This window comes from Corynebacterium sp. 335C, assembly GCF_053525695.1.
The window spans coordinates 234858-258316 of record NZ_JASTTB010000003.1 but is presented as its reverse complement, the minus strand read 5'-3'; the positions used below and the strand labels follow the sequence as shown (position 1 = coordinate 258316).

Genomic DNA, 23459 nt, shown 5'->3' with positions numbered 1-23459 from the left:
GGGCGCACGGCGGCCGCGGGCACGGGCGCGGGATCGGCGTGCGCGGGTCCGGGTGGTGGGCATCCGCGGCGCCCGCACCCGACCCCCGCGCGGGGCCGGGTCGCCCGGATGCGGGTCACGCACCGGACCGGGTCACGCCCGGGCGAACTCCCCGAAGAACCACGCCATGACGAGCGCGCCGGGGTCTGCCACGCCGCGCCCGGCGTCGCCGACGTAGCTGGCGCGCCCCTTGCCCGCGGCGGCGTCCGCCGTGGACTCCGCGCCCGCGAGGGCGGCGTCGGCCGCGGCGGCGAGGTCCCCGCCGTCCTCCAGCGCCCGGACCGCCGGGTCGATGGCGTCGACGACCGTGCAGTCGCCGACCTTCGCGCCGCCGAGCTCCACGACGGCGTCGAGGCCCGTGCGGAACACCGCCGCAAGGTCGGCCTCCGCGAAGGTGCGGGAGCCCTCCAGGGCGGCGCCGACGCGGGCGAGGAACAGGCCGAACACGGCTCCCGAGGTGCCGCCGGCGCGGACCAGGTAGGACTGCGCAAGCGCGTCGAACACCTCGTGAAGGGTGCCGCGCAGCGGAAGCTCGAACGGCGACAGCGCGGCGGACATGTTGACGCCGAAGTCGCCGTCGCCGGCCTCCCGGTCCAGCGCCGTCAGGTCGTCGACCGAATCCAGCACCCGTCGCACCCAGGAGGTCAGGCCGGGGCGCTCCGTCCCCGAGTCCGCGGCCGGCAGCGCCGCCCGCGCCGCGTCGGAGACGTCCGGCACGCCGCGATGGACGGCCGGGGCAGTCCACGCGGGCGCCCCGCAGGGCTCGTCCAGCAGGTCCAGCAGATCGTCGTCGACGCCGAGGACCGTCAGGGAGAAGCCCGTCATGTCCCAGGCGGTGACGAAGTCGCCGCACATCACGCGCTCGACGGCCACCCCGCGGCCCTCCAGGTCCGCGCACGCCAGCGACAGCACGGCGGACAGCTCCATGCCCGCCTCGCCGCCCAGGCCGTTGACCAGCAGCAGCACGCGGCCGGGGTCGCCGGCGGCGGGCAGGATGCGGTCGAGCATCCCCTCCACCAGCTCCGCGGCGGGCACCCGCTCTCCGCGGCCGACGCCGCGCTCGCCGTGGATGCCGACGCCGGCCTCCATCTCGCCCGGCTCCAGGCGGAACGACGGCTCCTGCCCCGGAATCGCGCAGCCCGTCAGCGACACCGCCATCGAGCGGGCGCGGCGCGCGACGTTGCGGCCGACGTCCGCGACGACGTCCAGGGAGGCGCCGCGCGCGGCGGCCGCGCCGCACGCCTTCTCCACCAGGATGGTCGCCGCGGTGCCGCGGCGGCCCGGCCCGTCGCCGTCGTCGCCGAGGTCGGTGGCGACGTCGTCGTCGACCAGCACCGTCTCCACCCGCACGCCGTCGTCGCCGGCCATCTGCGCGGCGACGCCGAAGTTCATCACGTCGCCCGTGTAGTTCTTCACGACGTGCACCACGCCCGCGCCGCCGTCGACGGCGCACGTCGCCGCGTGGATCTGCCGCGCGTTCGGGGAGGTGAACACCGGCCCCGGGCACACGGCGTCGAGCATCCCGGCGCCGATGAAGCCCGCATGCAGCGGCTCGTGCCCGGACCCGCCGCCCGAGACGAGGGCGACGCGGCCGGGGCGGGTGCCGTCGTCACGCGCATCACCCGGACCCGCGCCCTCCGGTGCGCTTTCCGACGCGCCCTCCCCCGCGCGGCGGATGAAGCCCCGGTCGTCCCATGCGAGATCGTCGCGCGCTGCGACGAGCCCCGCGAGGCCGTGGCGGAAGACGGTGTCGACGTCGTCGAAGAAGCTGCCCATGGCGCCCAGGGTAGGGGCGCGGGCGGGAAACGGCGACGGGCCGCCGGGAATCGCGCGGCGGGGAGGCGGCGGCGGATCGGCGCGTGCCACGCGGCGGGACGGCATTTAACGCCTCAAAATTTTGCTTAATTCAGTGTTCCCGAATATTCACGAACGCTTCAGTTCCCCATCACGGCGACGCCACCCGACGGCCCCGGGACCGTCACCGCGGCGCCCTATATTCAGGTCCATCAGCCAGGCCGGCGACGGCCCCGGCGATGAGGGCGGCATCCTCGCGGATGCCGCCCCCCTACTGCGCGGTCCGCCCGGCCGCGCGCCTCACCCGACCGACAGAAGGATGATCGCCATGGCCCTGCGCGGCACCAACCTCCTCAGCACCTTCGCCTCCTCCCGCAGCTCGCTGACCTGCCAGTTCAAGTGCGGCAACGCCTGCCGCGACGACGCCCCCAACGAGTTCGCCGACAACGCCTACTTCGCCGACATCGCGAAGAAGGCCTTCTCCCGCCGCCGCGCGCTCAAGGCCGGCGGTGCGGCGGGCGTCGCCCTCGGCGGCGCCTCCCTCCTCGCCGCCTGCACCAACGACACCACCGACCCCGCCGCCGGCTCCACCACCGCCACCGGCGGCGGCGAGGCCCCCGCCGGCGGCGGCCAGTCCCCCGAGGGCATGCGCTTCACCCCGGTCCAGCCGAACAAGGAGGACGCCGTCGTCGTCCCCGACGGCTACGAGCAGGACGTCCTCATCCGCTGGGGCGACCCCGTCGAGGCCGGCGCCCCCGAGTGGTCCTTCGACAAGCAGACCGCCGACGGCCAGCTGAAGCAGTTCGGCTTCAACAACGACTTCGCCGGCACCGTCGAGACCGAGGACGGCACCCTCCTCTACGTCTGCTCGCACGAGTACACCACCGAGCCGATGATGTTCCACGAGTGGGACCAGGAGAACCCCACCGAGGAGCAGGTCAACATCGGCATCGCCGCCCACGGCCACACCGTCCTCGCCGTCGAGGAGGACGACAACGGCAAGCTCACCCCCATCAAGGACCACCCGCTCAACCGCCGCATCACCGGCTTCACCGAGTTCGACATCAAGGGCCCCGCCGCCGGCCACGAGCTGCTCAAGACCGGCGACGACCCGACCGGCACCAAGGCCATCGGCACCTTCAACAACTGCTCCGGCGGCATCACCCCGTGGGGCACCATGCTCTCCGGCGAGGAGAACGTCGACCAGTACTTCGGCGGCATCGACAAGGTCGAGGACCACCAGACCAAGCACAAGCTCGGCCGCTACTCCATCGACCGCGAGATGTCCGACCGCGGCTGGGAGAAGTACCACGACCGCTTCGACGTCTCCAAGGAGCCGAACGAGCCGAACCGCTTCTACTACATCGTCGAGATCGACCCCCACGACCCGAAGTCCACCCCGGTCAAGCACACCGCCCTCGGCCGCTTCAAGCACGAGGCCGGCCAGATCCACGTCACCGACGACGGCACCGTCGTCTGCTACATGGGCGACGACGAGCGCTTCGAGTACATCTACAAGTTCGTCTCCGACAAGAAGGTCAAGGAGGGGGACATGAAGCACAACATGACCATCCTCGACTCCGGCACCCTCTACGTCGCCAAGTTCGACGGCAACTCCCCGGAGGACCAGATCGACGGCTCCGGCGAGCTGCCCGAGGACGGCGCCTTCGACGGCACCATCGAGTGGATCCCGCTCATGACCGCCAAGGAGGACGGCAAGCACGAGTCCCACATCGACGGCATGGACGCCGCCGAGGTCTGCATCTACACCCGCGAGGCCGGCGACAAGGTCGGCGCCACCCGCATGGACCGCCCCGAGGACGTCGAAGCCTCCCCGGTCACCGGCAAGGTCTACGCCGCGCTGACGAACAACAAGTACCGCGGCATGGCCGGCGAGGGCGACGGCAAGGAGCAGGACAACAAGATCGACCAGGACACCGACGGCGCCGGCCGCCCCTACGAGGGCGTCACCGAGGTCGCCCCCATCCAGGAGAACAAGAACGGCCTGGTCCTGGAGATGGACGACGACCACGCCGGCACCACCGGCACCTGGAACCTCCTCCTGGTGTGCGGCGACCCGAAGGAGGCGTACTCCTACTTCGGCGGCTTCGACAAGGAGCAGGTCTCCCCGATCTCCTGCCCGGACAACCTGGCGTTCGACCCGCACGGCAACCTGTGGATCTCCACCGACGGCAACGCCCTGAAGTCCAACGACGGCCTCTACGCCGTCGCCGTCGACGGCGACCGCCGCGGCGAGGTCAAGTGCTTCCTCACCGTCCCCGTCGGCGGCGAGACCTGCGGCCCGCTGGTCGGCGAGAAGCGCGTCATGGTCAACGTCCAGCACCCGGGCGAGGACGACGACGCCACCACCGAGAACCCGCTCTCGCACTGGCCGGACGGCGGCGACGCCCAGCCGCGCCCGGCCGTCGTCCAGGTGTTCCGCACCGACGGCAAGCTCATCGGCGAGGAGTAGGAGCCGGCCGCACCCGCCTTCCGGGAGGGGCCGGCCGCGCCGCCTTCCGGGCAGGGCGCACGGCCCCTCCCCGGCGGACCGCCGCTCCCCCGTTCCGACGACGCGCCCCGCATGACCGACATGGTCATGCGGGGCGCGTCCGCGTTCGCGGGCTCCGTCGCCCATCCCCGCGCCGCAGTCGAGACCGTCCCCTGCCCGTGACACCGCCGCCCCTGAGTACGTCCCCGCGTCGCCGGGTGGGCCAGCCGGAAGACGGACCAGTTTGGGCGGAACGGACACGTTCCGGCGGACGGGACCCCGTTGCGACGCCCCTCGACCCGCCGCGGCCGCCCCTCCCCTCCAAGACGGAGCACTTTCGGCAAACGGGACCCACGTATACCGGGGTCCCAACCGCCGAAACCGGTCCGTCTGTGGCGGGCCACCGCCGACGGACGCCAGATGGACCGCTTCGGGCAGACGGGACCCCGATACGACGACGACGCGTCCCGCATGACCGTCACGGTCGTGCGGGGCGCGTCGTCGTTGCCGGGGACTGCGGCGGGGCGGGCGTCGGGCGGAGCAGCCGCCCGGCCCTCCCCCTACGCCTCCGGCGTCCGGGGGTTCTTCAGGCCCGAGCCCTCGGGCACGTCGGCGGGGTCGCCGCCGCGGCCGGCGATGCGGTTGTCGCCGTCGACGAAGATGACGTTCGGGGTGAAGGAGCGGGCCTCGGCGTCCTCCATCATCCCGTAGCCGATGATGATCACCAGGTCGCCGGGGCTGATCAGCCGGGCGGCGGCGCCGTTGATGCTGATGATGCCGCTGCCGCGCTCGCCCGTGATGCAGTACGTGGTCAGTCGGTTGCCGTTGTCGATGTCGACGATGTCGACCTGCTCGCCCTCGAGCAGGTCTGCGGCCTCCATGAGATCGGCGTCGATGGTGCACGAGCCGACGTAGTGCAGGTCGGCCTGCGTGACGGTCGCGCGGTGGATCTTGGACTTCAGCATGGTCCGGAACATGGGCTACTCCTCCCCCTCGGCGGAACCGGCGCCCGCGTCATCGGACCCGACGCCAGCGGCGCCCGCGGCGCGCGATCCCTCGGCGGCCTCGCGGGCCTCCCGCTCCGCGCGGACGGCGCGGACCTTCTCCTGCAGCTCGCGGAGCTGCGCCATCTCCTCGTCGGTGAGCGGCGAGTCGTCGACGCCGGCGGCGTGCAGCGCGGCCTGGGCGATCTCGCGCTCCTCGCGGGCGCGGACGTCGCCCAGCAGGACGCCGACGTTGTCGAGCAGCCGGGTGGTGCCGACGCGCGCGGCGACGAGCAGGCGGGCCTCGCCCTCGCCGGCGGGCTCGTCGCCGGCGAGGACCGCGTCGTCAAGCTCGTTGAGCTTCCCGTCGCGGAGCACGAGGTAGTCCACCTCGACCTCGGGGCGGGCGTCGAGCACGGAGCGGGCGACGTCGAGGACCGCCTTCGGCCCGTGGTCACCGACGTGCGCGCCGGCGGTCAGCGCGGCGGACAGGGTGACGGCGAGCTCGCGCTGCTCCTCGTCGAGGTAGCGGTTGCGGGAGCTCATGGCCAGGCCGTCGCGCTCGCGGATGACGGGCACGGAGTGCAGCGTCAGCGGCAGGTTGAGGTCGGTGACCATCTGCTGCATGAGCACGAGCTGCTGGTAGTCCTTCTCGCCGAAGATGGCGTCGGAGCAGTTCGTGACGTTGAACAGCCTGAGGCACACGGTCAGGGCGCCGTCGAAGTGGCCGGGACGGGACGCGCCCTCGAGCTGCTCCGCCAGCGGGCCGGCGGAGACGGTGGTGCGGAAGCCGTTCGGGTACATCTCGCGGGCGGTGGGCGCGAACACGAGCTCCGCGCCGACCTCGCGGAGCTTCTCGACGTCCGCCTCGAGGGTGCGCGGGTAGGCGCCGAAGTCCTCGTTCTCCCCGAACTGCAGGGGGTTGACGAAGATGCTGACGACGACGACCGCGCGCGGCAGCGACTTCGCCGCGCGGACGAGCTCGAGGTGGCCCTCGTGGAGGGCGCCCATCGTCGGCACGAGGACGACGGGGCGGCCGGTGGCGCGCAGCGCGCGGGTGACGCGGGAGATGCCGTCGACGGTGTCGTGGACGGTGGTCTCGCCTGGGGTGAAGCCGGTCACGGTTGCGGGGTGCCTTCCGTTCTGCGGGCCCCCGCCGCGTCGGCGGGGCCCTGGTGGCCGTGGGTCGCGTCTACCGTACTCGCCTCCGGCCCGGCGGACTCAATCGCGCGGGCGCGCGGGAGCCGCCGCGGTCCGCGTGCGGTGCGCGGGTCGTCGCGTGACGACGGCCACCGCCCCGGCGGGGACGCCGCGGACCGCGGCCGGGGCCCGCATCAGAAGGGCGGGGCCTGGCCGTCCCCGCCCTCGCCGCGGCCGGCGCGCTCGTCGAGGGCGCCGATGACGCGGGAGGAGCCGCGGAGTTCGGCGGCCCGGCGGGCCATGGCGGCGTAGGGGGCGGCGGCGCCGGGGACGCGGCGGCCGATCTCGCCGAGGTGGCGCAGCACCGTGTCCGCGTCGTCGCGGGCGGCGGGGCCGGTGAGCGACGCGGAGCCCCAGCGCAGGGCGTTGTCCAGGCTGGCCTCCAGCAGGGGGCGCAGCAGGGCGGCGGCCCGGTCGGGCGCCTCGGCCGGCTGGCCGTCCGCGCCGGTGGCGGCGTTCATGAGGGTGACGGCGTCGGCGACGACGGCGGCCAGGTGGTTGGCGCCGTGGGCCATGCCCGCGTGGTACAGGCCTCGGAGCTCCTCGGGGACGGCGACGGCGCGGCCGCCGAGCTCCCCGATGAGCAGCTCCGCGACGGTGCGGGCGACGTCGTCGCCGGCGGTGACGCCCCACGGGCAGCCGTTCAGGCGGTCGGCGTCGCCGGGGCGGCCGGTGAAGGTCATCGCCGGGTGGGCGGCGATGGTGAGGGCCCCGGCGAGGGCGCAGTGGTCGAGGACCGCGCGGCCGAGGGAGCCGGCGCAGTGCAGGACGATGCGCCCGGCGCCGACGTGGCGGGAGACCTCCTCGGCGACCGCGGGCAGGTCGCCGTCGGGGACGGCGAGGACGATGAGCTCGGCGCCGGCGCAGACCTCCGCGACGGTGCCGATGCGGGCGCCGGGCAGGCGCAGGCGGGCGCGGCCGAGGGAGGCCTCCGACCGGGCGACGACGCCGGTGACCCGGTGTCCGGCGCGTTCGAGGGCCTCGCCGACGGCGGTGCCGACGGCTCCGGCGGAGATGACGCCCGCGGTCAGGCGCGGTGCGCCGAGCATCAGCTGTTCTTGCGCATCTGGGCGAGCAGCTCGGCGACGGTCAGGCCGTCGGCGTGCTCCTCCGCGCGGCGGCGGCCGTGCGGGTCGCGGGAGCGGCGGCCCGACGGGGCGGCGTCGTCCGCGGCGGGGCGGGACGGCGTGGCCGCGTCGTCGCGCCGCTCCCGCCGCGGCTCCGCGGCGGTCTCCGGCTGCGGGGCGCCGTGGCGGCCGCGCGACGGCTCCTCGTCGCGGATGGGCTCCATGACGTCGGTGGAGTCCGCGCGGTGGGCGGCGGTCCAGCCGGGGGCGCCGTCGGCGGCGCGGCGGCGGCCGCCGCGGGCCGGGGCCTGCTGGACGGGCATCTCGGCGGTGGCGTCCTCGCGCTCCGGCTGCGCGGCCGGGGTCTCCGGCTGCGCCTGGCGCTTGGTCTGCGCGGCCGCCTGCGGCCCGGTCTTCTTCGGCTCCGGCTGCGCGGCCGGCTGCGGCTCGGGCTTCTTCGGCGCGGGCTTCGGCTGCTGCTTCGGCGTCTCGGCGGCGCGCTGCGGCTCCTGCGCCGCGGCGCCCTCCGGCGCGCGGTGCGACCCGGTGCGGCGCTCCGGCTCGGGGCCGCGCTCGGACGGCTCCCAGCGCACGGCGCGGAAGGAGCCGGTGTTGACCTCCGGCACGTCGACCGGCTCGTCGGCGCGGGCCTCCGCATCGCGGCGGCCGCGGACCCCGTGGGGGCCGTGCTGCGTGTGGGCGCCGACGGTGCCGTCGGCGGTCGCGGCGGCGCGGTGGGACTGGGCGCGCGGCTCCGGGCGGTCGAAGCTGCCCGGGTCCCGCAGCGGGGAGCCGGAGGTGCCGCGACCGGCGGAGTCGAGCTCGCGGAGGCGCTCGGCGCGGGCGCGCAGCGCGACGCGCTCGTCGGGGGCCTCGCCGGTGAGGTCGGCGAGCTGCTCGCGCAGCGCGGCGATCTCGGCGCGCAGCTGCTGCAGCGTCTCGTCGCGCTCGGCGTCGAGGGACTCCAGGTAGTTCTGCTCGAGGATGAGCTCCTGCTCCCGGTGGGTCGCCTCCTCCTTCGCCAGCTCCGCGCGGTGCAGGCGCTCGAGCTCCGCGAAGCGGCCGCGCTCGGCGGCCAGCTTGCGGCGGTAGCGGGTGGTCAGGACGGCGCCGATGACGGCGGCCCACAGGCCGGCCAGGACGGCGATCTTCATCCACGTCGCAGAGGAGGTGAACAGCATGATGATGCTGGCCAGCAGGGCCAGCACGACCAGGACGGCCAGCAGGATGACGCCGGCGCGGTCGGCCGGGTCGTCGTCGCCGGAGCCGGACGGCGCGGCGTCGTCGGCGTCGGACTCCGCGGGCGCGGGGGCCTGCGCGTCGTCGTCGCCGTAGCCGTAGTCGTAGTCGTCGCCGACGCTCCACTCGGCGTCGTCGCCGGTGCGGTCGTCGCGGACGCCGTAGCCGCGGTGCTGCTCATCGGGATGCGTCATGCCATCACCCTACCGAGCGGCGGGCTCGGCGCCAGGGATCTCCTCCGGTCCGTCGTCTCCCGGGGGCGCCTGGCAGCAGCGCTCCAGGTGCAGGCCCGCGGCGGCGAGCGCAACGCCCGTGACCGCGCCGGCGACGACGACGGGCCCCTCGGCCGTCGCGGCGGCGAGGCGGCCCCACTGCGGCAGCAGCCAGACGGCGACGCCGAGGTAGCCCCCGGCGAGCAGCGCGCCGAGCCACGCCGACGCCGTGCCGACGGTCAGCCACCGCGCGACGGTCAGCGGGTGCATCTGGCTGCGGTCCTGCCCGATGCCGCGCTCCTCCACCGCCTCGCGGACGCGGCGGGCGGCCCACGCGCAGACGGCGGCGAGCACCCAGGGGAACAGCAGGTCCGTCCAGTGGAACGCGATGGCGCCGAGGAAGGTGCCCACGATCATGTACGCCGCCGCGGCGACGACGGCCGCCGCGATGACGAGGAACGCCGGACGGGTGCCCCGCATCGCCTAGATCCCCTCCGGCCAGGCCAGGTCCGTGCGGCGGATGGCCGCGACGTCCCCGTCGTCAAGCTCCGCGATGAGCTCCGCGACGGGCCTGCCGCCGAGCTCCGCGCCCGGGTCCGCGTCCAGCCACGGCACCAGCACGAACGCGCGCAGGTGCGCGCGGGGGTGCGGCAGCGTCAGCACCGGGTCGGCGCTGCGCAGCTCGCGGCCGCCGTCGATGAGCGTGACGACGTCCACGTCCAGCGTCCTCGGCCCCCACCGCACCTCGCGGGTCCGCTCGGCGGCCTGCTCGAGGCCCTGGCAGCGGCGCAGCAGGTCCATCGGCTCCATGTCGACGTCGGCGACGATGACGGCGTTGAGGAAGTCGTCCTGCTCCACCCCGCCCCACGGCGGGGTGGCGTAGAGGGCGGAGCGGGCGACGGTCTCGGCGGCGAAGTCGCGGGCGACGTCGCCCAGCAGCGCGGCGGTGTCGCCGATGTTGCCGCCGATGGACAGCACCGCGCGCATCACGCCCGCCCCCGTCCGCCGGTGCGGGAGCGGCGCGCGACGACGGCGACGTCGGCGAAGTCGTGCGGGATCGGCGCCTGCGGCTTGTGCACACGCACCTCGACGGCGTGGATGAGCTCCGACATGGCCATCACGGCGTCGGCGATCTCGGCGGACACCGTCTCGATGAGGTCGCGGGGCTCGCCGGTCAGCACGCCGTGGGCGACGTCGGCGACGTCGGCGTAGCTCACCGTGTCCGCCAGGTCGTCGCTCGCCGCGGCGGCCGACAGGTCGGCCCACAGGGTGACGTCGCAGACGAAGTCCTGGCCCTCGCGGCGCTCGTGCTCGAAGACGCCGTGGAACCCGCGGGCCCGCAGGCCCGTCAGCTCGATGCGGTCGGCCATCTAGCGGCCCTCCTCCTGGTCGGTGGTCGGCTGGGCGGCGGCAGCGGCCGCGGGGGACGCGGCGGACGGGGCCGCGGAGGCCGCCGCCGGGCCCGCCGGCCGGTTGCCGCCGCCGACGGGGTAGTCGCCGTCGGCGTCCGACGGGCCGCGGCCCAGCCGCCAGGCGCGGGCGACGGCGCATGCCGCCCGGCTCGACGCCACGTCGTGGACGCGCACGGCCCACGCGCCGCGGTCGGCGGACAGCGCCGAAATCGCCGCGGTGGCCTGGTCGGCCTCCTGCGGGGCGTGCGCGACTCCGTCGACGACGGAGGCGACGAAGCGCTTGCGCGACGCGCCGACCAGCACCGGGGCCCCCAGCGCCGTCAGCTCCGGCAGGGCGCGCAGCAGCGTCCAGTTGTCCTCGGCGTTCTTCGCGAAGCCCAGGCCCGGGTCCAGGATGATCCGGTCGGCCGGCACGCCCGCCGCCGTCGCCGCGTCCATCAGCGACAGCAGGTGGTCGCGGACCTCGGCGACGATGCCGCGCGGGTCCGGCTCCGCCCGCCCCGACGCGGAGCCGAAGCGGTCGGTGCGCCAGTGCATCAGGCACGTCGCCGCCTCCCGCCCGGCCGCCGCGCACACGTCCAGCATCCGCGGGTCGGCGAGGCCGCCGGAGACGTCGTTGACGATCGCGGCGCCGGCCTCCAGCGACGCCTCCGCCACGGAGGCGCGCATCGTGTCGACGGACACGACAACGCCCTCGGCCGCCAGCTCCCGGACGACCGGGACGACGCGGGCGAGCTCCTGCTCCTCCGGCACGCGGATGGCGCCCGGGCGGGTCGACTCGCCGCCGACGTCGATGATGTCCGCGCCATCGGCCAGCAGGCGGCGCGCATGCGCCAGCGCGGACTCCGCGTCGGGGTGGCGGCCCCCGTCGGAGAAGCTGTCCTCCGTCACGTTGACGATGCCCATGACGAGGCAGCGGTCCCCGTCGTAAAGCAGGCGCCCCAGGGACGCCGCGTCGTTCGCGCGCACCGCGGCCACCTCCCCCGTCACCGGCCCGTGATGAGCGCCATGGCCTCGGCGCGCGACCGCGCGTCGCGCTTGAAGCCGCCGCGCACCGCCGACGTCACCGTGCTCGCGCCCGGCTTGCGGATGCCGCGCATCGCCATGCACAGGTGCTCGCACTCGATCACGACGATCGCCGACTGCGGGTTGAGCTTGTCGACGAGGGCATCCGCCACCTGGGACGTCAGCCGCTCCTGCACCTGCGGGCGCTTCGCGTAGAGGTCGACGAGGCGCGCCAGCTTCGACAGGCCGGTCACCCGGCCCTCCGGGCCCGGGATGTAGCCGATGTGCGCCTTGCCGAAGAACGGCACGAGGTGGTGCTCGCACGTCGAGTAGATCGGGATGTCCCGCACCAGCACCAGCTCCTGGTGGCCCTCGTCGAAGGTCTTCGCCAGCACCTCCGACGGGTCGACGTGCAGGCCCGCGAAGATCTCGCGGTAGGCGCGGGCGACGCGCGCCGGGGTCTCCAGCAGGCCCTCCCGGTCCGGGTCCTCGCCGACGGCGAGCAGCAGCTCGCGGACCGCGGCCTCGGCGCGGGCCTGGTCGAACGGGCCCGACGCGGTGGCGGCGTCCGGCTGGTACTCGTCGTCCTCGTGATGGCAGCCGGTCACTGGTCCTGACCCTCCTCCGGGATGCGGTGATGGCGGCCCGTCGTGCGCGGCGGCTCCGGCACGTCGCCGGCCGCCGGGGCCTCCGGGGAATCCGGCGAGGCGCCCACGGCGCCGCCGTGCGGGGCGTCGTCGACGCGGCCGTGCTCCGGCTGCTCGCGGTCGGGCAGGCGGAAGCCGCGCGGGGCGTCGGACGGGGCGTCGCCGGACGGGGCGGACGCGCCGAACGGGCGGGCCATGCCCGTCGTCGGGTTGTCGCCGCCGGCGTCGCGGCCGGCGCCGGCCAGCGGGTAGTTCGCGGTGCCCGGGTGCGCGCCGTGCCGCTCATGGGAGCCGTGGCCGTGCTGCGGGGCGCGGCCCGGCGTCTCGTGGCGGCCGGAGTCGCCCGGGCGGGGCTGCGGCTGCTGCGGGGCGTACGGGTTCTGCTGCCGGTCCTGCGGGCGGCCGTGGCGGCCCTCGCGGACCTGCGGCGGCAGCGCGAAGCCGTCGTCGCCGGAGGCGCCGGACGCGCCGGAGCCGGCGTCATCCGCGCCCGCGCCGGAGCCCGACGGGGCGCCGTAGCGCGGCGCGTTCTCGCGCGGCCAGCCCGGGGCGGTCCAGCCCGCCGGCGGCGGGGTGCCGCCGTAGACGGGGCCGCCGGCCAGGCGGGAGTCGCCGCCCGGCAGCGCCGCGCCGGACCCGGCGCCCGCGCCCGCACCGGAGCCCGCGCCGCCGTCCGCGCCGCCGCCCTGCGCTCCCGCGCGGTCCGCCTCCTCGTTGGCGGCGCGGCCGACGGGGCGCACCGGCGCGAAGATGTTCTCGCGCTTCGGCGGCTCCTCGCCGCGCTCGATGGCCAGCTCCACCGGGGTCTTCACCGGCTCGCGGCCGTCGGCGGGGTAGCGGGACTCCTGCTCGAAGAACTCGACCCGCGGGCGGGTCTCCACGTCGGTGAACAGGGCCTCCAGGTCGGGGCGGCGCAGCGTCTCCTTCTCCAGGAGCTTCTCCGCCAGCCGATCAAGGATGTCGCGGTTGTCGCGCAGGATGGCGTAGGCCTCGTCATGGGCCTTCGTGATGAGCGACCGGACCTGGCGGTCGATCTCCGCGGCGACCTCCGGCGAGTAGTCCAGGGAACCGTCGCGGCCGCCGCCCATGAACGGGTCGCCGGCCTCCTCGCCGTACTTCACCGTGCCCAGCGCGGGGCTCATGCCGTAGTCGGTGACCATCGCGCGGGCGATCTTCGTCGCCTGCTCGATGTCGGCGGACGCGCCGGTCGTCGGCAGGCCGAAGACCAGCTCCTCCGCGGCGCGGCCGCCCATGGCGAAGACCAGGCGGGCGAACAGCTCGGGCAGGTTGTACATGCCCTTGTCGTCCTCCGGGACCGTCAGGGCGTGGCCGCCGGTGCGGCCGCGCGCCAGGATGGTGACCTTGTAGACGCGCTCGATGTCCTTCAGCGCCCACGCGGCGAGCGTGTGGCCGCCCTCGTGGTACGCGGTGACCTTCTTCTCCTGCTCGGAGATGACCTTCGACGTGCGGCGCGGGCCACCGACGACGCGGTCGACCGCCTCCTCCAGCGCGTCGGCGGTGATGATGTCGCCGTTGACGCGGGCGGTGAGCAGCGCCGCCTCGTTGAGGACGTTGCGCAGGTCGGCGCCGGACATGCCGGCGGTGCGCTTCGCCAGGGACGTCAGGTCGGCGTCCGGGCCCAGCGGCTTGTCCTTCGCGTGGACGTTCAGGATCGCCTCGCGGCCCTTCAGATCCGGTGCGGTGACCGGGATCTGGCGGTCGAAGCGGCCCGGGCGCAGCAGCGCCGGGTCGAGGACGTCGGGACGGTTGGTCGCAGCCATGATGATGACGCCCTCCCGCTCGCCGAAGCCGTCCATCTCCACCAGCAGCTGGTTCAGCGTCTGCTCGCGCTCGTCGTGGCCGCCGCCCATGCCGGCGCCGCGCTGGCGGCCGACCGCGTCGATCTCGTCGATGAAGATGATGCAGGGGCTGTTCTCCTTGGCCTGCTTGAACAGATCGCGGACGCGGGAGGCGCCGACGCCGACGAACATCTCGACGAAGTCGGAGCCGGAGATGCTGTAGAACGGCACGCCCGCCTCGCCCGCGACGGCGCGGGCCAGCAGCGTCTTGCCGGTGCCGGGCGGGCCGTACAGCAGCACGCCGCGGGGGATGGTGGCGCCGAGCTTCTCGTACCGGCCCGGGTTCTGCAGGAAGTCGCGGATCTCGTCGAGCTCCTGCACCGCCTCGTCGGCGCCGGCGACGTCGGCGAACGTGTTGGTCGGCTCCTCCTTGCTCATCAGCTTGGCCTTGTTGCCGCCGAAGCCGAACATGCCGCCGCGGCCGCCCTGCATGCGGCTGAACAGCCACATCACCAGGACGAAGAAGATGAGCATCGGCAGCAGGAAGCCGATCATCGACATCAGGAAGGAATCCTGCGTCACCGTCGTGGTGAACGGCACGCCCTCCCCCTGCGTCAGGCGGTCGAACACCTGGTCCGCGGCGCGGGCCGGGTACTTCGAGATGACCTCCGTGACGCCCTGCTCGCCCTCGACCTCGATGCCCTGCTTCAGCGTCAGCCGCAGGCGCTGCTCGCGGTCGTCGATCTGCGCCTCCGACACGTTGCCGGCGGAGATCTGCTGGAGCGCCACGGACGTGTCGACGTCCCGGAACCCCCGCGTGTCATCCGCCAGCGTCGTCATGGCGTAGAGCAGCAGCAGGATGACGCCGACGGCGCCGGCGATGCGGAAGACCTTCTTCTTGTCCATGTCGCGGTTCTCGGGGTGCCTTGTCTGTGAGGGGGGGGGGAGGTCGCCGCCCCCGGGCCGTCGCCGGGGCCGGCCGGGCCCGGAGGGCCCGCCTGGGTGGAACGCGCCGCGGCGCGGGAAGGTTCCCGGGCCGCGGGCGGTGGACGTCGTCAAGCGGCGCACCCGCGCACCCCGAGGGGGCGCGGGCGCGGGCTCAGGAGCGGTACACGCGCGGGTGGAGCGTGCCGACGTACGGCAGATCGCGGTAGCGCTCCGCGTAGTCCAGGCCGTAGCCGATGACGAACTCGTTGGGGATGTCGAAGCCCACGTCCGCCAGGTCGATCTTCGTGCGCAGCGCGTCGGGCTTGCGCAGCAGGGTGATGACCTCCAGCGACCGCGGGTTGCGGTTGCGCAGGTTCTTGATGAGCCACGACAGCGTCAGGCCCGAGTCGATGATGTCCTCCACGATGAGGACGTCGCAGCCCTCGATGTCCCGGTCCAGGTCCTTGAGGATGCGGACCACGCCCGACGACGACGTCGAGTTGCCGTACGACGACACCGCCATGAACTCCAGCTGCGACGGGCGGTCCAGTGCGCGGGCGAAGTCGGTCATGAAGAACACGGCGCCCTTGAGCACGCCGACGAGGACCAGGTCGTCCTCAGCGTCCGCGTACCGCTCCGAGGCGCGCGCCGCCATCTCCCGGATGCGGTCGCGCAGCGCGTCCTCGTGGATGAGGATGGCCTCCACGTCCTCCCCGTAGGGGTTGTCCGGCACGTCGAAATCCTTGACGTCGTGCATGTGCTGTCCTGCCTTTCGCCGGCGGTCGCCCCGGCGGCGTCGTCGGAAAAACCTCCCCGGCGCACGGTCACCCGGGGACTGTGTTCAGGGTGCCATTAGACCGCCGCACTACCAACCTGCGGGGGGATTCGCCGCCGGTCTCGGTGGTGCGGGTCGCGGTGCCGCGCGCGTTGCGTGACGACGGTCGCCGCGCCGCGTCGTCGGCCGCGGGCACGGCGGCGGGGCCCCGGCCCGGGTCGGCGGCGAGCGACTCCACCGCGGCGACGTGGGCGGCGGCGGGCACGGCTCCGCGGCCGGCCAGCCAGTCGCGGATGACGCGGCCGCGGACGGCCGGGGCGAGCGCGGCCAGCGGCGCGGCCGGCAGCCCGCCGTCGGGGAGCCGGAGGCGGTCGAGCTCGTCGGCGGCGATGGCGTCGAGGGCCTCCGCGTCGGCGCGCACCAGGTCGGCGGCCCGGGCGAGGTTCGCGACGGCCGCGTCGCCCAGCGCCCCAGCCAGGGCGGGCACGACGTCGCGGCGGACGCGGACGCGGGCGTAGCGGCGGTCGGCGTTGTGGGCGTCGGCGTGGGGCTCGACGCCGAGTTCGCGGCAGGCTTCGGCGGTGTCGGCGCGGCGGGCGCCGCCGCGGAGGTCCGGCGGGGCGGGCAGCAGCAAGGGCCTGACGACGTCGACGCCGTCGTCCCACGTCCGTCGCACCGCCATCGCCCCGAGCCCGGCCGGGGAGGCGCCGCGGGCGAGCGACAGCAGGACGGTCTCGGCCTGGTCGTCGGCGGTGTGGGCGAGGAGGAGCACGGGGTGGGCGGGGGCGGCATGGGCGTCGTCCGCCGCGGCATGGGCGTCGTGATGCGCCCACGCCATGTCGTGGAGCGCGGCGTGGCGCGCGCGGCGCGCGGCGTCCTCGGGCCCCTCTCCCCCGGCGGCGCCGACGTCGACGCGCCGGACCTCCGCGTCGGTTCCCCAGCCGCGGGCGATCCCGGCGGCGCGGGAGGCGACGTCGGCGGAGACGTCCTGCAGCCCGTGGTCGACGATGGCCGCCAGCACGCGGGCGCGGGTGCCGCGGGCCTCGGCCGCGACGGCGGCGAGGAGGGCGAGGGAGTCCGCTCCCCCGGAGACGCCGACGGTGACGGGCGCGCCGTCGGCGGGCCAGCCGGGCAGGGCTTCGCGGATGCGGCGGCGCAGGCTCAGGAGGGCGGGGCTGCGACGGGGCCAGAACGGCGCGGCCGGGCGGTCGCCCCTCGTCTCGTCGGTGCCGGTCATGGGGCGATGCTAGCCCGGCGCGGCCGCTGCTCTCCCCGTACCCGCCCCGCGCCCGCCAACCCGGACGTACTTCGCCTCCCCGCCCCTCGAACCTGGACGTACGTGGCCTGACCTGGACGTACTTCTACCTGGGTCCAGGTTCGGCCAACTACGTCCAGGTCGGGCAGCCGCCGGGGCCAACTACGTCCAGGTCGGACAACCGTCGGGGCCAACTACGTCCAGGTCGGACAACCGTCGGGGCCAACTACGTCCGGGTCTGGCAGACCCGGCCGGCACGCGCCTCGTCGGCCACCGCCCCCATCCCCTCGACATGGTCAGACCCCGTTTCGGCCATTCCGACCCTGATAGGACGGGGTCGAAATGGCCGGAACGGGGTCTGAACGGAGGGCGGAAGAGGCGGAACAGGGTCCAAATGACCTCCATCCGAACACCCGTCCAAGCGGCCACGGGTGGAACGGGGTCCAAACGACCGCCCTCGAAACAGCCGCCCGCGCCGCCCGTGCCGACCGGCCTCCTACAGCCGGTGGCGCCCCTGGTAGCCGCGCTCCTCGCCGGCGCGGGCGTCGCCGGCGTCGATGCCGCTGTCGGCGATGTGCTGCATGGCGGTGAGCAGGACGCGCTCCTGGGTGCGGCGGGCGACGACCTGGACGGGCACGCCGGTGGACGGCTCGACGACGACGCCGGCGGGGAAGCCGAGGAGGTTCCACGTCGACACGTACGGCGTGTAGGTCATGTTGGACGCCATGTTCCGGACCCAGCTGCGCTTGTGCCATTCGGCGGCCTTGGGCGGCTCGGCGGCCAGGGCCGGGGTGATGAGGATGCCGTCGCCGGGCAGGAACGCCTCCATGGCGGAGGCGGCGCGGACGACCTGGCGGTCCTTGATGGTGCCGCGGAGCATGTCGCCGATGCGGGCGTGGAGGCGGCTGCGCTCCTCCATGCGGCCGACGGGGCCGTCGGCGTGGAGGGAGTCGGCGACGCCGGCGGACCAGCGGGCGAGCATGGGCAGCGGGTTGAGCGGGTAGGGGGCGCGGCGCTCCTCGACGGGCAGGCCGGCCCATTCGAAGTGGCGGGCGGCGAGGCGGGCGGCGTCCTCCCAGCGGGCGCCGGCGCTGATGCCGGCGATGGGGGCGGTGACGTCGACAACGACGGAGAAGCGCTCGGGGAGCGGGGCGTCGACGGCGTCGACGTGGCCGTCGGTGAGCTCGCGCATGAGCAGGACGAGGTCCTCGTTGTCCTGGGCGAGGACGCCCTGGACGCTCATGCCGTACCAGTTGTTGCCGCCGACGTGGCCGGGGACGATGCCGGGGGTCGCCTTGATGGTGGACAGCTCGCAGCAGGCGGCGGGGATGCGCAGCGACCCCATGCCGTCGTTGCCCTGGGCGAAGGGCACCATGCCGGCGGCGACGGCGGCGGCGGATCCGCCGGAGGAGCCGCCCGGGGTGCGGCCGGGGTGGACGGGGTTGGCGGTGACGCCGCGCTGGGAGTCGGTGGTGCCCCAGCCGCAGAACTGCGGGGTCATGGTGGTGCCGACGGGGATGGCGCCGCGCTCGACGAGCCGCGTGACGACGGGGTTGTCGAACTCCGTGTTCTCCTTCACGGCGAAGGGCACGCCGGCGAGGGGCAGGTCGGCCTTGCGGGGGTCGGCGTCGAGGGCGCGGGCGTCGGCGAGGGCGCGGTCGGCCCAGACCTCGCCGAAGGCCAGGATCTCGCCGTTGCGGCGGCGGATGCGGGCGATGGAGGCGGCGACGGCGTCCTCCGCGGTGATGGCGCCGGAGCGGACGTCGGCGGCGATTTCGCGGGCGGGGCGGCAGCCGTCGAAGCGGCCGTCGAGGCGGTGGGCGGACAACGCGTCGGCGGGGGCGTCGGGCCGGTGGGTGTCGGGCATGGCGGACCTCGTTCGTGTGCTCCGGGCGCGGTGGCGCCGTGTCGTCTGTGCGCCTACACCCTAGCCATTTCGTTTCCGGTGCGATTGCGTTTCGCCCGGGGAAGTTCCGCGGGTGCGGTCCGCGGTCGCCGTGCGTGACGACGTCCCCCTCCCCGGCCGCGCGCCCGATCCCCGGGGCGCGGTCGGCGTCAGAGTTCGCGGATGCGGCCGAGCGCGGCGTCGGCGCCGGCGCGGGCGGCGGCGACGTCGGCGTCGTTGGACAGGAGGGTGAAGGTCAGCACCCGCCCGCCGTCCGTGGCGAGGACGCCGGAGAGGGCGGAGACGCCGTCGAGGGTGCCGGTCTTGGCGCGGACCCAGCCGGCGCCGGGGTTGCCGGCGAGGTAGCGGTCGGCGAGGGTGCCGGACACGGCGGCGACGGGCAGACCGTCGACGAGGTGGGACAGGACGGAGGTGACGTGCCCGGCGTCGGCCTCCTCGCCCTGGACGGCCCCGGCGTCGCCGGCGGCGGCGCGCAGGACGCGGTCGAGCTGGGCGGGGCGGATGCGGTTGTCGGGGCTGAGGCCGGAGACGTCCTGCAGGGAGGCGCCGCCGTCGACGGCGAGGCCGTGCTCGGCGAGGACGGCGACGACGGCGTCGGCGGCGCCGCGGAAGGTGGCGGGGCGGCCGGTGGCGGCGGCGACCTCGCGGCCGATCTGCTCGGCCATGACGTTGTCGGAGTGGACGAGCATCTGGGGGACGCGGGTCAGCAGCGGCGCGGACGTCACCTCGCCGAGCACGGCGCCCTCGGCCGGCGCGGCGGTGGTCTCGGCGACGTCGGCGGCGCCGAGGTCCTCGGCCAGCGCGCGGCCGGCGTCGAGGGCCGGGGTGGCGCTGCGCGGCAGGGAGGTCGGGGTGGCGCGGCCGGCGTCGACGGAGACGGGCTCGATGGGGGCGATGTAGCCCTCGGCGATGCCGGCCCGGTCCCAGGACGGGTGGTAGCGGTCGGCGGCGCCGGAGGCGTCGACGAGGACCGTCGTCACGCCCTGCCCGCCGAGCGCCCGCCGCACCTGGGCGGACAGGTCGGCCATGGACGCGGCGCCGGGGTAGGAGCCCTCGCCGTCGCGGGACAGGGTCTGGTCGCCGCTGCCCTGGAGGATGACCTCGCCGGGGTTGGCGCCGGCGATGACGCGGGTGGTCTGCACGGCGGCCGGGTCGAGGGTGAGCAGCGCCGCGGCGGCGGTGAGGATCTTCGTCGAGGAGGCGGGGGTGGCGGGCACGTCGGCGCCGCCGTCCCACAGCACCTGGCCGGTGGCGGCGTCGCTGACGACGCCGACGGTGGTTCCCATGCCGGGCCCGGCGAGGGCGGGGCCGAGGATGGCGGAGACGGCGTCGCGCATCTCCGCGTCGGGGACGCCGGATCCGCCCGCGGCCGCGGCGTCATCGCCGTCCCCGTCCCCGGAGCCGGCGCCGCCCTCCTCCGGCCCCAGCGGGGCGAGGGCGGCGGGGGCGGGCTGGACGGCGGGCGCGGGGGCGACCTCGACGCCGAGGACGCCGCGGAGGCCGACCACGACGACGGCGGTCACGACCATCGCGAAGACGACGATCGACGCCGCCCATGCCACCGTCCGCTTCATGCGCGTCCTCCATTCCCCGGCGCCGGTCCGCTCCTATTACGATGGCCACTGTATGCGCCCGCCGCGCCGGACGACGACGCGGCGGGTGCGCGCGCCGCATCCGCGGCGGGGCCCGGCGGCCCGCCGTCCCCGCTGCCGCGGGAGGCGCCGCGGCCGTCCCGGCCACCGCATCCACCGCATTCACCGCAACGACGAAGGAGAACCCGTGAGCATCGAGGTCACCATCGAGATCCCGAAGGGCCAGCGCAACAAGTACGAGGTCGATCACGAGACCGGCAAGGTCTACCTGGACCGCTACCTGTTCACCCCGATGGCGTACCCGGCGGACTACGGGTTCATCGAGGGCACGCTGGGCGAGGACGGCGATCCGCTGGACGCCCTGGTGATCCTGCCGGAGCCGGTGTTCCCGGGCGTCATCGTGAAGGCCCGCCCGGTCGGCGTGTTCAAGATGACGGACGAGGCCGGCGGCGACGACAAGCTGCTGTGCGTCCTCGACGACCCGCGCTTCGAGGACTTCCAGGACTACGAGGACATCTCCGCGTTCACCCGCGACGAGATCGAGCACTTCTTCGTCCACTACAAGGACCTGGAGCCGGGCAAGGAGGTCCAGGGCTCCGGCTGGGCCGGCAAGGACGAGGCCCAGCGCATCCTCGACGAGGCCATCGAGCGCCACGGCAAGTAGGCCGCGCGCGTCCGCCGGGTTCCGGCGGCGCGCATCGTGCGGCGGGGCGCGTCTCCGCCGCGCGCATCGTGCGTGACGACGCCCCCTCCAGGCGCCCGTCCCCGTCGGGGGCGGGGCGGGCGGGGGCGTCGTCGCGTCCGGGCCCCTCACCCGCCGCCCGCGGCGGCGCCGTCCCCGGCGGCGCGCCCGCTCCCCTGCCCGCCGCGCACCCGGCGTCCCCGCCGCCCCTGTCGCGCCGCGGTCTTAGGGCGCCCTATCATGCGTGGAATGACCGCAGCAGCACCGATTCGCCCGTCCGGCGGGCGCCGCCTCGTGGACTCGACGCCGCTCCGCGTCGTCGGCCTGCCCGCGCTGTTCGGCGTGGCGTGCGCCGCGGGCCTGCTGGCGCTGCGGGCGGCGGGCACGCGGATCGGGGATCCGTGGCTGGCGGTGGCGGCGCTGCCGACGCTGGCGGCCATGGCCGCCGCCGCGTGGGCGGTGCAGCGCGGCACGTGGAGCCGGGAGCACGCGTGGCCGACGGGCGACGGTGATCCGCGCGGCGCGATGAACCGGGTGACGACGTGGGGGCTGCGCGTCTTGCTCGTCGTCTCCGCGGCCATCGCGCCGCTGACGTGGTTCGAGGCGGTGCTGCGCGGCCGGTTCACGTGGCTGCTGGTCGCCGCGGCCGCCGCGGCGCTGCTGTGGGCGTTCGCGCAGGAGGCGATCATCCGGCGCTGGATCCTCGACCACGCCCTGTTCACGGCGCTGGCCCCGGGGTGGGGCCGGCGCACGGCGGCGATCATCGCCGCCTCCGTCGCCTTCTCCGCGCTGTCGCCGCTGGTGATGCTGTTCGGCGGCGCCTCCGGGGGCCGGGTCCTGCTGGGGGTGCTGTCCGGGGCGGTGGTCGGCGTGCTCGCCGCGGTGACGTACCTGACGACGCCGAGCTTCACGACGCTCGTCGCCTGGCACGCCGGCGTGTCCTACCTGTCGTTCGCCCCCGCGCTGAACGGCTTCGCCACCGCGGCGATCGCGGCGGTGGTGGTGCAGTTCGCGGCGGTCGCGGTCGCCCTCGGCCTGGCCTGGTGGGCCCTCGCGGTGCGGGGGCCGCTGAAGCCGGAGCCGCCGCTCGTGTGACGCCGCCCGCGTGACGCGGCCCGTGCGGCCCGGCCCGGAGCCGCAGCATGCCGCGGCCCCGCCGCCGGGTATGACGACGGGGCCCGCGCCGGCAGGCGCGGGCCCCGTCCCCGTGCGGCGATGCCGCCGCGCGGGTCCCGTCGTCACGCGGACCCCGCGACCGCCGCTACGCGCGCGCCGGCGCCTCCACCCGCTCGCCCGTGGCGGCGTCGAAGAGGTGCAGGCGGTCGCGCTCGGCGCGGACGCGGATGCCGTCGCCGCCGCGGTGGCCGTGGCCGCGGGGGACGCGGACGGCGATGGAGCGGGACTCCTCCGGCGCGTGCGCGAGGCGGCCGTAGACGATGGCCTCCGGACCGAGTTCCTCGACGTGCGTGACGTCCAGCTCGATGGAGCCGGCCGGGTCGGGCACCAGGTCCTCGGAGCGGACGCCGACGACGACCTCGCGGCCGTCGGCGCCCGCCGCGGCGCGGAGGTGCTCCGGCAGCTCGACGACTCCGGCGCCGTCGACGGACGCGCCGCCGCCGGCGACCGTGGCGTCGAATAGGTTCATCGACGGCGAGCCGAGGAAGCCGGCGACGAAGGCGTTGACCGGCCGGTCGTACAGCTCCTCCGGGGTGCCGACCTGCTGCAGCACGCCGCCCTCGAGCACCGCGACGCGGTCGCCCATCGTCATCGCCTCCACCTGGTCGTGGGTGACGTAGACGGTGGTGGTGCCGAGGCGCCGCTGCAGCGCGGAGATCTCGCCGCGGGTGGAGACGCGCAGCTTCGCGTCGAGATTGGACAGCGGCTCGTCCATGCAGAACACGGCGGGCTCGCGGACGATGGCGCGGCCCATGGCGACGCGCTGGCGCTGGCCGCCCGACAGGGCGGCGGGCTTGCGGTCCAGGTACGGCTCCAGCTGGAGGATGCGGGCGGCCTCCTTCACGCGCTCCGCGATGATGCGCTTGTCCGTCTTCCGGTTGCGCAGCGCGAAGCTCATGTTCTGCTCGACCGTCATGTTCGGGTAGAGCGCGTAGTTCTGGAAGACCATCGCGACGTCGCGGTCGCGCGGGGCGACGGCGGTGGCGTCGCGGCCGCCGATGAGGATGCGGCCCCGGTCGACGGGTTCGAGGCCGGCGAGCATGCGCAGCGACGTGGACTTGCCGCAGCCGGAGGGGCCGACGAGGACGAGGAACTCGCCGTCGGCGATGTCGAGGTTGAGCGAGTCGACGGCCGGCGCCGCGTCCGCGTCGAAGATCCGGGTGGCGCCGTCGAAGGTGATGGAGGCCATGTGCGTCCGTTCTGGGTCGGTGTGGTCGTGGTGGGTCGGGTGCGCGCGGGCCGGGTGCGGGTGCGCGCG

General features: G+C 75.3%; 19 protein-coding genes. 3 read left to right on the top strand and 16 right to left on the bottom strand.

What is annotated here, in order from left to right; translation table 11 throughout:
• Positions 1-132: 132 nt before the first annotated feature.
• Positions 133-1815: a dihydroxyacetone kinase family protein gene (locus QQS41_RS10935; RefSeq protein WP_448852754.1), complete on the bottom strand. Its 1683-nt coding sequence runs from the start codon at positions 1813-1815 to the stop codon at positions 133-135.
• 346 nt (positions 1816-2161) lie between these two features.
• Between QQS41_RS10935 and QQS41_RS10930 the strand changes: the two genes are divergently transcribed.
• Positions 2162-4306 carry a PhoX family protein gene (locus QQS41_RS10930; RefSeq protein ID WP_448852753.1) on the top strand — a complete coding sequence of 715 codons (2145 nt, stop codon included), beginning with the start codon at positions 2162-2164 and terminating at the stop codon, positions 4304-4306.
• 578 nt (positions 4307-4884) lie between these two features.
• Here QQS41_RS10930 and panD read toward each other — a convergent pair.
• From panD to dacB, 14 genes are all read right to left on the bottom strand, one after another.
• Positions 4885-5301 carry an aspartate 1-decarboxylase gene (gene panD / locus QQS41_RS10925; protein ID WP_448852752.1) on the bottom strand — a complete coding sequence of 139 codons (417 nt, stop codon included), beginning with the start codon at positions 5299-5301 and terminating at the stop codon, positions 4885-4887.
• Between the two features lie 3 nt (positions 5302-5304).
• Positions 5305-6429, bottom strand: a complete 1125-nt coding sequence (gene panC, locus QQS41_RS10920) for a pantoate--beta-alanine ligase (protein ID WP_448852751.1) — start codon at positions 6427-6429, stop codon at positions 5305-5307.
• A 212-nt stretch (positions 6430-6641) separates the two neighbouring features.
• On the bottom strand, positions 6642-7556 hold the full coding sequence (locus QQS41_RS10915) for a Rossmann-like and DUF2520 domain-containing protein (protein ID WP_448852750.1): 915 nt from the start codon (positions 7554-7556) through the stop codon (positions 6642-6644).
• A complete protein-coding gene (locus tag QQS41_RS10910; protein ID WP_448852749.1) occupies positions 7556-9007 on the bottom strand; it encodes a DUF6779 domain-containing protein in 1452 nt (483 codons plus the stop codon). The genes QQS41_RS10915 and QQS41_RS10910 overlap by 1 nt, the downstream gene beginning before the upstream one ends.
• Before the next feature lie 9 nt (positions 9008-9016).
• Entirely contained in the window at positions 9017-9505 is a 489-nt protein-coding gene (locus QQS41_RS10905; RefSeq protein WP_448852748.1) for a DUF3180 domain-containing protein, read from the bottom strand.
• 3 nt (positions 9506-9508) lie between these two features.
• The gene (gene folK, locus QQS41_RS10900; protein ID WP_448852898.1) at positions 9509-10012 is read right to left on the bottom strand and encodes a 2-amino-4-hydroxy-6-hydroxymethyldihydropteridine diphosphokinase; all 504 of its coding nucleotides are present in this window, start codon (positions 10010-10012) and stop codon (positions 9509-9511) included.
• A complete protein-coding gene (gene folB, locus QQS41_RS10895; RefSeq protein WP_448852747.1) occupies positions 10012-10395 on the bottom strand; it encodes a dihydroneopterin aldolase in 384 nt (127 codons plus the stop codon). The genes folK and folB overlap by 1 nt, the downstream gene beginning before the upstream one ends.
• Positions 10396-11343, bottom strand: a complete 948-nt coding sequence (gene folP / locus QQS41_RS10890) for a dihydropteroate synthase (protein WP_448852897.1) — start codon at positions 11341-11343, stop codon at positions 10396-10398.
• Positions 11344-11423: 80 nt separating this feature from the next.
• Positions 11424-12050, bottom strand: coding sequence for a GTP cyclohydrolase I FolE (gene folE / locus QQS41_RS10885; protein WP_448852746.1), 627 nt, complete (start codon positions 12048-12050; stop codon positions 11424-11426).
• Positions 12047-14794, bottom strand: coding sequence for an ATP-dependent zinc metalloprotease FtsH (ftsH, locus tag QQS41_RS10880; protein WP_448852745.1), 2748 nt, complete (start codon positions 14792-14794; stop codon positions 12047-12049). Before ftsH ends, folE begins: the two co-directional genes overlap by 4 nt.
• A gap of 193 nt (positions 14795-14987) precedes the next feature.
• Complete coding sequence (hpt, locus tag QQS41_RS10875; RefSeq protein WP_448852744.1) at positions 14988-15572, bottom strand: hypoxanthine phosphoribosyltransferase; 585 nt, start codon at positions 15570-15572, stop codon at positions 14988-14990.
• A gap of 67 nt (positions 15573-15639) precedes the next feature.
• Complete coding sequence (gene tilS / locus QQS41_RS10870; protein WP_448852743.1) at positions 15640-16827, bottom strand: tRNA lysidine(34) synthetase TilS; 1188 nt, start codon at positions 16825-16827, stop codon at positions 15640-15642.
• Positions 16828-17341: 514 nt separating this feature from the next.
• Positions 17342-18712 carry an amidase family protein gene (locus tag QQS41_RS10865; RefSeq protein ID WP_448852742.1) on the bottom strand — a complete coding sequence of 457 codons (1371 nt, stop codon included), beginning with the start codon at positions 18710-18712 and terminating at the stop codon, positions 17342-17344.
• Positions 18713-18900: 188 nt separating this feature from the next.
• Entirely contained in the window at positions 18901-20325 is a 1425-nt protein-coding gene (gene dacB, locus QQS41_RS10860) for a D-alanyl-D-alanine carboxypeptidase/D-alanyl-D-alanine endopeptidase (RefSeq protein WP_448852741.1), read from the bottom strand.
• A 205-nt stretch (positions 20326-20530) separates the two neighbouring features.
• Here dacB and QQS41_RS10855 point away from each other — a divergent pair, with 205 nt between their 5' ends.
• Together QQS41_RS10855 and QQS41_RS10850 are read left to right on the top strand one after the other, a co-directional pair.
• Positions 20531-21007: an inorganic diphosphatase gene (locus QQS41_RS10855; protein WP_448852740.1), complete on the top strand. Its 477-nt coding sequence runs from the start codon at positions 20531-20533 to the stop codon at positions 21005-21007.
• A gap of 267 nt (positions 21008-21274) precedes the next feature.
• Complete coding sequence (locus tag QQS41_RS10850) at positions 21275-22120, top strand: hypothetical protein (RefSeq protein ID WP_448852739.1); 846 nt, start codon at positions 21275-21277, stop codon at positions 22118-22120.
• Positions 22121-22286: 166 nt separating this feature from the next.
• Here the strand turns inward: QQS41_RS10850 and QQS41_RS10845 are convergent, their stop codons facing one another.
• Positions 22287-23390 (bottom strand): ABC transporter ATP-binding protein, encoded by a 1104-nt coding sequence (locus tag QQS41_RS10845; protein WP_448852738.1) that lies wholly within the window; start codon positions 23388-23390, stop codon positions 22287-22289.
• Between the last annotated feature and the right edge of the window lie 69 nt (positions 23391-23459).